This is a genomic window from Rhodococcus sp. NS-SX18, from assembly GCF_057367935.1.
Genome location: NZ_CM170633.1, coordinates 3,229,969 through 3,243,380, shown reverse-complemented (window position 1 = coordinate 3,243,380; position 13,412 = coordinate 3,229,969). Strand labels below are relative to the sequence as shown.

The 13,412-nt window shown below is 69.7% G+C and carries 11 protein-coding genes and 2 tRNA genes; 8 read left to right on the top strand and 5 right to left on the bottom strand.

All coding sequences use genetic code 11. The annotated features are described in order from the left end of the window. The first annotated feature begins 87 nt into the window (after positions 1–87). Positions 88–1,479 (top strand): glycine--tRNA ligase, encoded by a 1,392-nt coding sequence (locus AC2IPW_RS14930; RefSeq protein WP_003937056.1) that lies wholly within the window; start codon positions 88–90, stop codon positions 1,477–1,479. A 66-nt stretch (positions 1,480–1,545) separates the two neighbouring features. Here AC2IPW_RS14930 and AC2IPW_RS14925 read toward each other — a convergent pair whose 3' ends face one another. Then, positions 1,546–3,564, bottom strand: coding sequence for a TPM domain-containing protein (locus AC2IPW_RS14925; RefSeq protein WP_486375120.1), 2,019 nt, complete (start codon positions 3,562–3,564; stop codon positions 1,546–1,548). Between the two features lie 85 nt (positions 3,565–3,649). On the opposite strand from AC2IPW_RS14925, the gene AC2IPW_RS14920 reads away from it, so the two are divergent. Genes AC2IPW_RS14920 through dnaG form a run of 3 tightly spaced genes read left to right on the top strand, consistent with a single transcriptional unit; the run spans position 3,650 to position 7,562 of the window. Then, the gene (locus AC2IPW_RS14920) at positions 3,650–4,339 is read left to right on the top strand and encodes a YdcF family protein (RefSeq protein ID WP_052033979.1); all 690 of its coding nucleotides are present in this window, start codon (positions 3,650–3,652) and stop codon (positions 4,337–4,339) included. Positions 4,340–4,350: 11 nt separating this feature from the next. Beyond that, positions 4,351–5,622: a deoxyguanosinetriphosphate triphosphohydrolase gene (locus AC2IPW_RS14915; protein WP_486375119.1), complete on the top strand. Its 1,272-nt coding sequence runs from the start codon at positions 4,351–4,353 to the stop codon at positions 5,620–5,622. Between the two features lie 17 nt (positions 5,623–5,639). Next, positions 5,640–7,562: a DNA primase gene (gene dnaG, locus AC2IPW_RS14910; RefSeq protein ID WP_054372460.1), complete on the top strand. Its 1,923-nt coding sequence runs from the start codon at positions 5,640–5,642 to the stop codon at positions 7,560–7,562. Positions 7,563–7,578: 16 nt separating this feature from the next. On the opposite strand, the gene AC2IPW_RS14905 is transcribed toward dnaG, so the two are convergent. Further along, the gene (locus tag AC2IPW_RS14905) at positions 7,579–7,812 is read right to left on the bottom strand and encodes a hypothetical protein (RefSeq protein ID WP_371382508.1); all 234 of its coding nucleotides are present in this window, start codon (positions 7,810–7,812) and stop codon (positions 7,579–7,581) included. Positions 7,813–7,970: 158 nt separating this feature from the next. Between AC2IPW_RS14905 and AC2IPW_RS14900 the strand changes: the two genes are divergently transcribed. Then, positions 7,971–8,043 (top strand) — tRNA-Asn (locus AC2IPW_RS14900). Between the two features lie 213 nt (positions 8,044–8,256). After that, positions 8,257–8,330 (top strand) — tRNA-Ile (locus AC2IPW_RS14895). A gap of 18 nt (positions 8,331–8,348) precedes the next feature. Here the strand turns inward: AC2IPW_RS14895 and AC2IPW_RS14890 are convergent. Beyond that, entirely contained in the window at positions 8,349–9,089 is a 741-nt protein-coding gene (locus AC2IPW_RS14890; protein WP_486375118.1) for a PIG-L deacetylase family protein, read from the bottom strand. Positions 9,090–9,278: 189 nt separating this feature from the next. Here AC2IPW_RS14890 and AC2IPW_RS14885 point away from each other — a divergent pair, with 189 nt between their 5' ends. Then, complete coding sequence (locus AC2IPW_RS14885) at positions 9,279–9,743, top strand: ArsI/CadI family heavy metal resistance metalloenzyme (protein WP_486375117.1); 465 nt, start codon at positions 9,279–9,281, stop codon at positions 9,741–9,743. Positions 9,744–9,796: 53 nt separating this feature from the next. On the opposite strand, the gene AC2IPW_RS14880 is transcribed toward AC2IPW_RS14885, so the two are convergent. Further along, positions 9,797–10,408: a sigma-70 family RNA polymerase sigma factor gene (locus AC2IPW_RS14880; RefSeq protein ID WP_486375116.1), complete on the bottom strand. Its 612-nt coding sequence runs from the start codon at positions 10,406–10,408 to the stop codon at positions 9,797–9,799. Positions 10,409–10,598: 190 nt separating this feature from the next. Between AC2IPW_RS14880 and AC2IPW_RS14875 the strand changes: the two genes are divergently transcribed. Continuing rightward, positions 10,599–11,432 (top strand): class I SAM-dependent methyltransferase, encoded by an 834-nt coding sequence (locus AC2IPW_RS14875; RefSeq protein WP_486375115.1) that lies wholly within the window; start codon positions 10,599–10,601, stop codon positions 11,430–11,432. A gap of 260 nt (positions 11,433–11,692) precedes the next feature. On the opposite strand, the gene AC2IPW_RS14870 is transcribed toward AC2IPW_RS14875, so the two are convergent. After that, positions 11,693–13,297, bottom strand: a complete 1,605-nt coding sequence (locus AC2IPW_RS14870) for an MBL fold metallo-hydrolase (RefSeq protein ID WP_486375114.1) — start codon at positions 13,295–13,297, stop codon at positions 11,693–11,695. Between the last annotated feature and the right edge of the window lie 115 nt (positions 13,298–13,412).

Genomic DNA, 13,412 nt, shown 5'->3' with positions numbered 1-13,412 from the left:
GCGAAGTTCGGCCCCACCGACCGGAGCGATAGGCTTACGGGTCGACGCACGCTGCGAAACCCCGCATCGAAGATGGAGTGAATCCGAGTGGCACCGAAATCCAAGATCGATACCGTCGCCAACCTGGCCAAGCGCCGGGGCCTGGTCTACCCCTGCGGTGAGATCTACGGCGGTACGAGGTCGGCCTGGGACTACGGGCCGCTCGGCGTGGAGCTCAAGGAGAACATCAAGAAGCAGTGGTGGCGCAACATGGTCACCAGCCGTGAGGACGTCGTCGGTCTGGACTCGTCGGTGATCCTGCCGCGTCAGGTGTGGGTCGCGTCGGGTCACGTCGGAGTCTTCAACGATCCGCTCGTCGAGTGCCTGAGCTGCCACAAGCGCCACCGCCAGGACCACCTGCAGGAGGCGTACGCCGAGAAGAACAAGCTCGACGATCCCGACGCTGTTCCCATGTCGGAGATCGCCTGCCCCGACTGCGGCACCAAGGGCCAGTGGACCGAGCCCCGCGATTTCAACATGATGCTCAAGACCTATCTCGGTCCGATCGAGAGCGAGGAGGGGCTGCACTACCTGCGCCCCGAGACCGCGCAGGGCATCTTTGTGAACTTCGCCAATGTCCTCACCACGTCGCGCAAGAAGCCGCCGTTCGGCATCGGCCAGATCGGCAAGAGCTTCCGCAACGAGATCACCCCGGGCAACTTCATCTTCCGGACCCGCGAGTTCGAGCAGATGGAGATGGAGTTCTTCGTCAAGCCGGGCGAGGACGAACAGTGGCATCAGTACTGGATCGACTACCGGATGGACTGGTACACCGGGCTCGGCATCAACAAGGACAACCTGCGCCTGTACGAGCACCCGCAGGACAAGCTGTCCCACTACTCGAAGCGCACCGTCGACATCGAGTACCGCTTCCACTTCCAGGGCAGCGAATGGGGTGAGCTCGAGGGCGTCGCCAACCGCACCGATTTCGACCTGTCGACGCACGCGCAGCACTCGGGTGCCGACCTGAGCTTCTTCGACCAGACCACCAACGAGCGGTACACCCCGTACGTCATCGAACCGGCAGCGGGCCTGACGCGTTCGCTCATGGCGTTCCTCGTCGATGCCTACAGCGAGGACGAGGCGCCCAACGCGAAGGGTGGCGTCGACAAGCGCACCGTGCTGCGCCTCGATCGCCGGCTCGCCCCGGTCAAGGCGGCGGTGCTGCCGCTGTCGCGCAATGCGGACCTGAGCCCCAAGGCGAAGGACCTCGCCGCGCAGCTGCGCCAGCACTGGAACATCGAGTTCGACGACGCCGGCGCCATCGGCCGTCGCTACCGTCGCCAGGACGAGATCGGCACCCCGTTCTGCATCACGGTCGACTTCGACACCCTCGAGGACCAGGCCGTCACCATCCGTGAGCGCGACACCATGGCGCAGGAGCGCGTCGGGCTCGACCAGGTCGAGGGCTACCTGGCGCAGCGGCTGATCGGCGCCTGACCACGCAGCGGCAGTGAGTGGGGGCCGCCTCGCGCGAGGCGGCCCCCACTCACTGCGCGGTCGCGACTAGAACCGCCCCCCGCTCGAGCCGCCGAAGCCGCCGCCCCCGAAGCCGCCGCCGCCGAAGCCCCCACCGCCGAAGCCCCCGCGGCCACCGGTCAGGACGCTGTTGATCAGGATGCCGCCGAGCACCGCACCGGCGATGTTGCCGCCCGATGCGCCGCCGCGGGGCGGACGTTGCTGACGGTCCCAGCGCTGCACGTCGTTCTGCGCTGCACGCAGCGCATTTGCCGCGAGAGTCCCCGCTGCCTGAGCGTGTTGCAGCGCCCGGCCCGGTTCGTGCGCGGCGAGTTGCTGCGCGGCCTGCAGATGACGCTGCGCCTCCGACAGGCGGGTGCGGGCTTCGGCGCCGATCACGCCGCGCCGCGTCCCGATGAAGTCCGCGGCGGCGGTGACCTGGGACTGGGCGGCCGTCAGATCCTGCTCGAGACGCTGACGGGTGCGCTGTGCCTCCTCCTGTGCCTGCCGAGTGCGGGCCCGCAGCGCGTCGAGGCGGGCGTCCGCCTCCACGACCCGGGTGAAGCTGCCCAGAGGATCGGTGTTCATCGCCGCCCGGGCGTGGTCGAGTGCCTCCTGCGCGGCCTTGCGGGCTTCGGCCAGTTCCACGCCCCCGGTGGCCGCGAGTTGTTCGGCGTCGGCGATGCCCTGCGCGGCGTCGGCCATCGCCGCCGGCAGAGTCGCGATCGCCCGCCGGATGTCGTCGGCGGCGTGGTCGACCGCGTCGAGCATGGTCGTCGCGTGTCCGAGAGCGCCTTCCGCTTCCCGGATGGCGCGCACGGCGTCGCCCTGCTCGCCGACGGGACGCGCCACCGCGGTCCGGCCTTGGTCGACGGACTTCTCGGCGAACTCGATCTCGTCCTGGGCCAGCGCCACGTTGTCGGTGATCGGGGCGAGCGCGCCGGCCGGGAACTCCGTGCGCAGGTCCGCCAGCGTCGCCTCGGCCTGGGGTAGGCGCGCTCGCAACGCGATCGCGCGCTGGGTGAGTGCGTCGAGTCGGGCGGGTGCATCGAGCAGCAGATCGCGCATCCGGTCGAACGCTTCGACCTGCGCGTCGAGTTCCCGATCCGCGCGCCCACACGACGAGATCAACTGCACGAGCATCTCGCGCTGCTGCTGAGGCGTCTCGGGGATGGCGTCATCGAGCCGCTGCCGGATCTCGAACGCGGACGCCAGGGCCGACTGCGCCTGACGGTAGGCGTGGTCGAACGGTTGAACCGCGCCGTCGCCGAATTCCCCGCGCGCCAGTTCCAGCGCCTCGTAACTCGAACGGACCGCGTTGTCGGTCTCGACCAGGATCTTCCGGGCGTGCAGTTCGAGCCCCTCGAGCGGCAGTGCACTCAGCGCGTCGGTGTCGGTCGGGTCGGTGTCCGCCGCCGCCCGGGCGCCCGCCTCGGCCCGCTTGCGCTTGGCGCGCTTGGAGTACAGGTACACCCCGCCGGCGCCGGCGGCGATGACCCCGCCCCCCACGAGCAGCGTCGTGCCCGAACCCGAACCCGAACCCGAGGTCGACAACGCCCCGTCGAGGCCCTCGGCCGCCGCCACCGCGGCGCCGGACCAGTTCTCGTTCCGCAGCTGCGGCACGATCCGCTCCGTACTGATGGCGTCCCGCTCGGACGCGGTGACCCCGGACAGGGCGTTCGGCGTCCACAGCGCGTACTCGCGGTCCTGCGTGGCCACGGCCAGCAGGGCGGTGTCCGTCCCGAAATTGCTGGCCTGCGCGGTCCGCTCGGTCCAGTCGTCGGACGACAGCCCCGAGAACGTCGGCACGTACGCCACCCACAACTGCACCCCGTGCTCGGCGTAGAGCACGTCCGCCGCCTGCTCGATCTGCGCCGTCGCCGCCGGATCCAGCACGCCGGCCGTGTCGGTGACCGGCTGCGGGAGCCGGAAGGGTGGCTCGGCCGTCGCCGAACCGGGCAGCAGCAACCAGACCAGCGCCGCGAGCAGGACCGGCACCGACAGCGACAGCGAACGGTGGAGCGGACGGACCGAACGTGGCCGGACGACGACCGGATACGGTGACATGCGTCCGAATCTATCGGCTCGCATGCGTCGTCGCCCGTGGCGCGTCGCCGGGTGGGCGCGCACGCAACACTGGCAGAATCGGGGAGTGAGTACCGCAGCCCGTACACGCCCAGCCCCGCCCCTCCCCGAAACCCGGCGCGGGTTCGGGGCGAGCGTCGCACGCTGGACGCGCCGGCTGGTGCTCGGCGTGGTGCTCGCGGCGATCGCGGTCCTCGCCGGGACCGCGGTGCGGGTGTGGCAGGTGGCGCGCATCGACGACCGGAGCCCGGCCGATGCCATCGTCGTGCTCGGCGCCGCCCAGTACTCCGGCACCCCCTCGTCGGTGTTCCAGGCCCGCCTCGACCAGGCCTTCGCGCTGTACGAGAACCGGGTGGCCGAACGGATCGTCACCGTCGGCGGGAAGCAGGAGGGTGACCTGTTCACCGAGGCGGCCTCCGGCAAGAACTATCTGGTCGCCAAGGGTGTGCCGGAGTCGGCGATCACCGCGGTCGAAGAGGGCTCGGACACGCTGCTCAGTGTCGAGGCGGTCAGCCGCGAGATGAGCGCGCAGGGACTGCACTCCGCGGTGCTGGTGAGCGATCCGTGGCATTCGCTGCGAACTCGCACCATGGCCCGCGATGCCGGTCTCGACGCGTGGACCGCGCCGACCCGCACCGGCCCCGCCGTGTACACCCGGGAGTCGCAGCTGCACGGGATCGCCCGTGAGACGGGCGCGCTGATCTGGTACCAGCTCACCCACGACTCCGCGGACTTCCCCTACACGGCCGCACAGTGAAGGAGGACGTGATGCCCGGCTACGACGAACACGACCTCGAACGGCGCGTCGCCGAGGTCCCGAAGGTGTCGGCGCTCGCCGGTGCCGGGCCGGCGACCGCGAGCCGTACGCCGTTCGCGCGGGACCGCGCCCGGGTCCAGCACAGCGCCGCCCTGCGGCGGCTCGCCGACAAGACCCAGGTCGTCGGTCCCCGCGACGGTGACACTCCGCGCACCCGTCTCACCCACTCGATCGAGGTCGCCCAGATCGGCCGCAGCATCGCCGACGGACTCGGTTGTGATCCCGACCTGGTGGACCTCGCCGGCCTCGCGCACGACATCGGGCACCCGCCCTACGGTCACAACGGCGAACGTGCCCTCGACGAGGTGGCCGCCGAGTGCGGCGGGTTCGAGGGCAACGCGCAGAACCTGCGGATCCTCACATGCCTCGAGCCGAAGATCGTCCACCCGGACGGTACGAGCGCGGGTCTCAATCTCACCCGCGCGGCCCTCGACGCGACACTGAAGTACCCGTGGACCCGCCCGGCGCCCGGCGCGAAGTTCGGCGCCTACGACGACGACGCCGACGTCCTCGACTGGGTGCGCGACGGCGCGCCCGACCGGCACAAGTGTCTGGAAGCCCAGATCATGGACTGGTCCGACGATGTCGCCTACTCCGTCCACGACGTCGAGGACGGCGTGATCGACGGACGGATCGACCTGCGCGTGCTCACCGACCCGGCGTCGGTGAACACCCTCGTCGACCTCGGCATGCGTGAATTCTCCGGTCTCGACCCGAACGAGCTGGTGGAGGCCTCGAAGCGACTGTCGCAGATGCCGGTGGTCCAGGCCGTCGACACCTACGACGGCAGCCTCGCGTGTTCGGTGGCGCTCAAGCGGCTCACGAGCGAACTCGTCGGCCGCTTCGCGACGGCCGCGATCATCGGCACTCGCGCCGTCACCGGCGATCGCCCGGTCACCCGCTACGACGCCGACCTCGTCGTCCCACCGGTCGTCGCGTCCGAGGTGGCCCTGCTCAAGACCATGGCCCTGCAGTTCGTGATGTCCGATGCCGCCCACCGGCAGCGTCAGGAACGGCAGCGGGAACGGATCCACCGCGTCGCCGAATGGCTCGAGCGCACGGCTCCCGTCGGCCTCGACCCGTTCTTCGCCCCCCTGTGGGACGCCGCGCCCGACGACGCCGCCCGCATGCGGGTGATCGTCGACCAGATCGCCTCGTGCACCGAGTCCCGGCTCGAGCGGATCGACCGCGACAGCCTCGCCGCGCAGGCGAGTTGGGGGTAGCGCCTAGACTCGTCGTCGTGGCCGGGCGAATTTCAGACAGGGACATCGCGGCCGTCCGTGACCGCGTCCGGATCGAAGACATCGTCGGCGAGTACGTCGCCCTCAGGCGCGGCGGCGCCGATTCGATGAAGGGGCTGTGCCCCTTCCACGACGAGAAGTCCCCGTCCTTCCACGTCCGTCCCAACCACGGCCACTTCCACTGCTTCGGCTGCGGCGAGGGTGGCGACGTGTACTCGTTCCTGCAGAAGATCGAGCACATCAGTTTCGTCGAAGCCGTCGAGCAGCTCGCCGATCGAGTCGGCTACACCCTCAACTACGAGGGCGGCGGGCCGTCGGTGCAGCGCGACCGCGGCACCCGCGCGCGGCTCGTCGCCGCCAACGCGGCCGCGCAGGAGTTCTACGCCGAGCAGCTGCGGACGCCCGACGCCCAGGTGGCGCGGGACTACCTGACCGAACGCAGCTTCGACGAAGCCGCCGCCGAGACGTTCGGGTGCGGATACGCTCCCGCCGGCTGGGATGCTCTCACCAGGCACCTGCTCTCCCGCGGCTTCGAATTCGCCGAGCTCGAGGCCGCCGGGCTGTCCAAACAGGGACGTCGCGGGCCCATCGACCGGTTCCACCGGCGGCTGCTGTGGCCGATCCGCAACCTCGCCGGTGACGTCATCGGGTTCGGTGCCCGTCGCCTGTTCGACGACGACACGCTCGCGGCCAAGTACGTCAACACCCCGGAAACGTTGCTCTACAAGAAGTCCCAGGTGCTGTTCGGACTGGACCTGGCCAAGCGGGAGATCGCCAAGGCGCACCAGGCGGTGATCGTCGAGGGTTACACCGACGTCATGGCAATGCACCTGTCGGGCGTGAAAACCGCAGTCGCCGCGTGCGGCACCGCATTCGGCGACGAGCATCTGGCGATGCTGCGGCGACTGCTCATGGACGACAGCTACTTCCGTGGTGAGATCATCTACACCTTCGACGGCGACGCTGCCGGCCGGGCTGCGGCGATGAAGGCGTTCGAAGGCGACCAGAAGACCACGGCCAAGACCTTCGTCGCGATCGCACCCGAGGGCATGGATCCGTGCGAGCTCCGGCAGAAGTCCGGTGACGGGGCGGTGCGCGACCTCGTCGCCCGGCGCACCCCGATGTTCGAGTTCGTCGTCAAGTCGATTCTCGCCGAGCACGACCTCGACACCGCCGAGGGCCGGGTGGAGGCGCTGCGCCGGACGGTTCCCGTGGTGGCCCGGATCAAGGAACGTACGCTGCGCGACAGTTATGCGGTGCAGTTGTCGCACTGGGTGGGCTGGGACGACATTCCGGCCGTCCGCCGGCGGGTGCAGGAGGAGTCCCGGCGCGTCGCGCGCGGCGGCGACGAGAAGGCACGTACCGCCGCGCCGCACCAGCGGGCGGAGGCGGGTCCCGCGGAGACGGTCCTGCGCCGGCCGCGTCCCGACGATCCAGCGCTGTGGCCGCAGCGCGACGCCCTCAAGGCGGCGCTGCAGTACCCCGGGATCGCCGGCACCGTGTTCGATTCGCTGCCCGCGGAGACGTTCACCGATCCGGCCTACGCGGCCGTCCGCGAAGCCGTGGCCGCGGCCGGCGGGACCGGCGCGGGTCTCGGCGGCGCGGAATGGGTCGACGCCGTCGGGCGCGCTGCCACCGACCCCGTGGTGCACTCACTGGTCATGGAACTCGCGGTGGACCCGTTGCCCGCGGAGGACGACCGGATGCCCCGCTACATCGGCGGGGTCCTCGCGCGACTGCAGGAGGTCTGGGTGGGGGAGCAGGTCGCCGAACTCAAATCCAAACTGCAGCGCATCTCCCCGGCCACCGAATCCGACGAGTTCCACTCCCTGCTCGGGGACCTCGTCGCACTCGAGCAGTATCGGCGCAGCCTGCTCGACCAGGCCATCGGCGACACCAGCGGCGACGGCCTGGCCGGCTGACCTCACGCCACCCGCGTCACCGCCGCAACTGGTCGCGGGGGACGAGGATCGTGGTCTGCTCGTCGAGCGGCTTCATCGGTTCGAGCTTCGGCTCCGGGCTCAGGGAGTCGGCCAGCTTCTGCCTGCTCACCTCGATCGCCTTCTTCGTCACCGGACTACCCGCGACCGCCTTCGCCGTCCTGCTGAGCTGTTCGTATCGGGCGCGGCCCGCCCGTGTCCCCAGGACGTAGCCCGCGGCAACCCCCACCATAAGTCCGATCAACGTCGTCTCCGTTCAGCCGTGTCAGCGTCCCACCCATCCTGCCCGATTCACGTCCCAGGGCTCACAGGCAGGCGATTTGGTGCCGCGTCGGGTGGGGCGCTACAGTTCTTCACGCACCGCGGGAAACGGCGGGGCACGCAGGACAATCCCCTGTAGCTCAATTGGCAGAGCATTCGACTGTTAATCGAACGGTTGCTGGTTCGAGTCCAGCCGGGGGAGCTTCCGGAAAACCCCTTCCACCCGATCTCGGGTGGGAGGGGTTTTCTCGTCCCGGCCGGCACGAACCGTGGCCGGTGTGACGGAAGTTACACACTCCACCGTGCTGCCGCGGCGCGGCCTGCTCCCGGCGACACGGGGCGACCCACGACGGGGACCGGTCGTCGCAGCCGGTAGCATTCGGCACACGTCGCGTACCTTCGGATGCGCGCGGACGGGGCGGTAGCTCAGTCGGTTAGAGCCGTGGACTCATAATCCATTGGTCGCGGGTTCGAGCCCCGCCCGCCCCACCTTTCCCGCTCCGGCCGTCACACCCCCTGGAGCCGGATCTGCTGGAAGGCGACGGCGTGCCGCACGCCGATTCGGGTTCCGGCGGCCGCGGTGAACTCGCGCAGGAACGCCGCAGGATCGAAGTCCCGGCCCAGCCCGTCCAGGTAGGACCGGTGGGCGCGCAGTGATTCGATTCCGGTGTCGAGGCTCTCGGTGACGTCGACGGCGTGCGACGGCTCGTTCGCACCCATCAGGTACACGTGGCCGACCCCGTTCCACGGAGGCAGGTTCTCGTCGAGCAGCTCGGGGAAGATCCAGCGATTGCCGGCGTCGCGGGCGGCGTCGAGTACCGCCAGGCCCACGGCGCGATGGTCCGCCTGATTGACGATGCGCCCGCCGTCCAGTCCGTAGGTGGGCTCGTACGTGGCGGTGATCAGCACGTCCGGCCGGAACCTCCGGATCTCGCGGGCGACGGCGCGGCGCAGGTCGAGTCCGTATTCGACGACGCCGTCGCGGTATCCGAGGAACGTCACGTCCTCGACGCCGACGACGGCGGCGGCGTCGAGCTGCTCGCGGCGTCGCAGGGGTGCCGCCTCGGCGGGGGTGCGGCCGTCGATGCCGGCCTCGCCGTCGGTGGCGACGACGTAGGCCACCGCCTTGCCCGAACGGGTCCAGCGGGCGATGGCGCCGGCCGCGCCGTACTCGAGGTCGTCCGGATGAGCGACGATGGCCATCGCGCGGTTCCAGTTCTCGGGCAGCGTGGTGGATGTGGTGTTCACGACGGATCCTTTCGAGTCGGTGACCGAGTCTCCTTTCGGACGTCGCACCGCGGCGAAGGACGCATTCTCCGAGCGAACGACGCCGGCTGCGTCCGTCCGGCGCGACGGTCGTCAGTAGGGAGGACACACGGTGACGAGGATCCACGGTGGATTTCCGGGCCGGTGTCCCGATTTCGAGGAGTGACCACCATGTCTGCCACCCGAGTCCAGCTCGCTCTCAACGTCGAGGACATCACCGCGGCGACCGAGTTCTACACCGCGTTGTTCGGGGTGTCCCCGCACAAACAGCGCCCCGGCTATGCCAACTTCGCGATCGAGGATCCTCCGCTGAAGCTGGTGCTGATCGAGAATCCCGGTGCGCGCGAACGCCTGAACCACCTGGGAATCGAGGCGGACGGCCCCGACGAGGTGTCCGGAGCGCTGGCCCGGTTCCGGGACTCCGGACTGACCGCCACGATCGCCGAGCAGGATCTGTGCTGCCATGCCGTGCAGGACAAGGTGTTCGTCGACGCACCCGACGTCCCCAACGGATGGTGGGAGTACTACGCCGTGACCGACGACAATCCCGCCAACCCGGACGGGCTGACGGGCTCGGCGTGTGCGGTCGCATGCGCGAGTGAGGACAGCCCCACCGCGGGCGCCTGCTGCGGCTGATCGGAACTCGCCCGGTGTGCCGTCCCGCGACGGCACACCGGGCGCACGCGCCATCAGGCGCCGGCGCACCGGCAGTCGGTCGAGGCGGTGTAGTCCATCGGCATCCCGTGCGCATCGAGGGTCAGGGCGCAGCATCGCCCGAGCAACTCGGCCAGCTTCCGCCGGCCTCGCTGGACACGGGACTTCATTCCGGACAGCGACACCCCTTCGACCGCGGCGGCGCGGGCCTGCGTCAGTCCTTCCAGGTCGGTCAGCTCGACGGCTCGGCGTTGCTCGGGGGAGAGCCCCTCGAGCAGCGGACGCAGGCAGGCGGCCAGCTCCCGCTGGGCGGTCGTCGTGTCGTCCCACTCCTGTCCGGCCTGGTCGGGTGCGTCGTCGACGAGCGGCGCGAGCCGGTCGCGATCCCGGGCGGCCCGGCGGTAGTCGTCGATGATCGCGGTGCGGGCGATCCGGTACACCCACCGGATCAGGTGCTCGCGGTCCTCGACCCGGCCGAGGTTCCTGTGGACGCGCAGCAGGATCTCGCCGAGCACGTCGTCGGCGCGGTCCGGATCGGCGATCCGCCGCTGCACGAAGACGCGTAGCTGCGCACCGAACTCGCGCCAGACGGCTTCGGTGGTCAGGGCGTCCGCGTCCGTCGCGGACCTGAGGGATGCCGTGGTCATGGTGTGGTCCTCCAGGAAGGGGCGCTGTACGGGCGGTGTCCCTTCACAGACGACGGTACCGGTGAAAGGACGCAATCCCACGTCGGTGCCTGCACACTCCGCCTGGATTGCGTCCTTGCGGTGGCGGCGCCGTCTGTGTCGGTGCCAGTACGGGACACACGATCCCGCAGCATCGGACGAAGGAGTGATCATGACCGGCATCGTGGAACGTGACGCAGACCGGGCGCTGAAGGCCAGGCACCGGGCGTTGTGGGCGGCCGGGGACTATCCGGCGGTCGCGGCCGACCTGATTCCGACGTTCGGGCCGACGCTCGTCGCCGCGGCCGGGGTGACAGCGGGCCGGCGAGTGCTCGACGTGGGCGCCGGATCCGGCAACGCTGCCATCCCGGCTGCCGAACGGGGCGCGATCGTCACCGCCGCGGACCTGACGCCGGAGTTGTTCGTCGCGGGCCGCAGAGCCGCGGCGGAGCGGGGTGTGGACGTCGAGTGGGTGGAGGCGGACGCCGAGGCCCTGCCGTTCCCCGACGGCAGCTTCGACGTCGTGCTCTCCAGCGTGGGCGCGATGTTCGCACCACATCACCAGGCCGTCGCCGACGAACTGCTGCGGGTGTGCCGGCCGGGTGGGACGCTCGGGATGATCAACTGGACGCCGGAGGGCTTCATCGGTCAGCTGTTCCGGCTCATGGCCCCGTATGCGCCGCCACCCCCGGCGGGCGCTACGCCGCCCCCGATGTGGGGCGACGAGCAGCACGTCCGGGAGTTGTTCGGTGATCGGATCATCGATGTGCGCATGGATCGCCGAAGCGTGGTGATGGACCACAGCGCGGAGCCGATCGAGTTCCGTGAGTACTGGAAGCGCAACTACGGTCCGACGATCGCGGTGTACCGGTTCAACGACCCGGAGCGGATCGCAGACCTGGACCGGGAATTTCTGCAGTTCCTCACCGCGTGGAACCGGGCCGAGCAACCCGGCCGGACCGCGTACGACGCCGAGTACCTGTTGCTCACCGCCCGCAAGAGATAGCCGACCGGGTCGGTGCGGGCTTTCACCGCAGCGCCGCGGCGTTCTCGTGCGGCCGCAGCAGCGGTGCCGAAGGAGAAGGCGAGGCCCCGCCGGCTTCGCGCGTCGTCGCCGGCGGGGCAGGGCCACTGTGCAGGGGGATCGTGGCCGGACCCGAGCGTAGGTGGCGTGTGAGCGGATGTGAAGGAAAACGGCCCGGTCGGGCAGGGTAGAAGGTCCCGAATCGAGCAAATCGGGCGCCTCGGCGAGGGTGTGGATCCGGCTCAGTCCCGCTTCCGTACGCCGTGTGCGGGGCGGACATCTGCGTAGCTGTCGAGGATCTCGCGGATCTCGGCGACGGCCCTCCGGCGCGATTCCGCATCCGTGATGCGTCCGAGTTGCTGTTTCAGGCTCACTGCCAGTTCGGCGTAGTCGTTCTGCCAGTCGCGGCCGATCAACCGAGCGACGTCCGCGCGAGCAGGTTGAATCCGCGACGCGGGGGTACCGGGCGCCACCAGGTAGCTCTCCCCGATCTCCGGGGTGACGATAGACAGCGAAGGGTCGAGCTCGTGCACCAGTTCGGCCAGTTCCGCAACGGCCTCCGGCTCGCCGTGGGTGAGGAACAGGCTGCCTGCCACGGGACCGCGTGCCGTGATCCAGTCCAGGAGCTCGGTCTGATCCGCGTGCGCGGAGTAGCTGTCGATCCGGCGGATCTGCGCCCGCACGTCGATGTCCTGACCGGAGATGCGGACGCGCTTCGCACCCTCGAGGATCACGCGGCCGAGCGAACCCTGCGCCTGGAAACCGACGAACAGGATCGTCGAATCCCGGCGGTGCAGGTTGTGCTTCAGGTGGTGACGGATGCGCCCCGCCTCGCACATTCCCGAGGCGGCGATGATGATCGCTCCCGAGACGTCGTTGATCCGCTTGGAGGTGGATGCGTCGTCGACGTAGTGGATCGCGGGATGGCGGAAGATGTTCTTCCCCTCGAGATCCTCGAGTTCGCCCGCGTGCGCGGCGAACACCGAGGTCGCCCGGTTGGCGAGCGGTGAGTCGACGAACACCGGTACCGCGGGGATGCGGTTCTCGTCGACGAGGTGGGCGATGTCGAGCAGCAGTTCCTGGGTCCGTTCCAGCGCGAAGGCGGGGACGACGAGGTTGCCGCCGTGCCCGACCGCACGGGCGATCTCCTCTTCGAGCAGGTCACGCCGTTGCTCGATCGTCATCCGCACGCGGGTCCGGTTTCCGTAGGTGGATTCGCAGACGAGATGGTCCGGTCCCGAGGGGCCGGTCGGATCGGGATGGAATGCCTTCTGGGCGGGACCGAGGTCACCGGAGAAGAGCAGGCGCACACCCCCCGCTTCGATCTCCGCCGATGCGGCCCCCAGTATGTGCCCGGCGTTCCAGAACCTCGCGCGAAAGCCCGCGGCGGGCTCGAACCACTCTTCGAGCGCCACCGGGCGGGCCTGCCCCCAGGCGGCGAGGGCGTCTGCCTCCGTGTAGAGCGGGACGAACCTCCTCCCGCGCGTGCGGTCGCGTCGCCGATTCCGCCGCTCGGCCTCGAACTCCTGGATACGCCCGGCGTCGGCGAGCATGAATTCGAGCAGGTCGGCGGTCGGGCCGGTGCAGAAGATCGGCCCGTCGAAACCCTGGGCCACCAGCTTGGGCAGCAGACCGCAATGATCGATGTGGGCATGGGTGAGAACGACGGCGTCGATTTCGTCCGGCGTGAACGCGAAGTCGCCGTAGTTCAGCTCTTCGAGACTGCGTGAGCCCTGGAACAGGCCACAGTCCACCAGGATCCGCGTCGAGTCCAGTGCGATCTCCGTGCACGAGCCGGTGACCGTCTGTGCGGCACCGTGGAAGACGAGAGTCGGATAGTGCGCCACACGTAGCTCCTACGGCATGGAATCGCGGGTACCACAGTCAAGCTATCCGAACATCCGGGTCGGCCGGACCAGCTTGGGCAGGTCGAGTAGTCGAGGACGACCTCGGGCCCGCGCC

What these genes read in the sequence shown, in the direction of transcription:
- AC2IPW_RS14885 (WP_486375117.1), top strand. Translation starts at nt 9,279, where the DNA reads ATGTCTGCCACCCGAGTCCAGCTCGCTCTCAACGTCGAGGACATCACC.
- AC2IPW_RS14875 (WP_486375115.1), top strand. Translation starts at nt 10,599, where the DNA reads ATGACCGGCATCGTGGAACGTGACGCAGACCGGGCGCTGAAGGCCAGG.
- AC2IPW_RS14925 (WP_486375120.1), bottom strand. Translation starts at nt 3,564, where the DNA reads ATGTCACCGTATCCGGTCGTCGTCCGGCCACGTTCGGTCCGTCCGCTC.
- AC2IPW_RS14905 (WP_371382508.1), bottom strand. Translation starts at nt 7,812, where the DNA reads ATGGTGGGGGTTGCCGCGGGCTACGTCCTGGGGACACGGGCGGGCCGC.
- AC2IPW_RS14880 (WP_486375116.1), bottom strand. Translation starts at nt 10,408, where the DNA reads ATGACCACGGCATCCCTCAGGTCCGCGACGGACGCGGACGCCCTGACC.
- AC2IPW_RS14915 (WP_486375119.1), top strand. Translation starts at nt 4,351, where the DNA reads ATGCCCGGCTACGACGAACACGACCTCGAACGGCGCGTCGCCGAGGTC.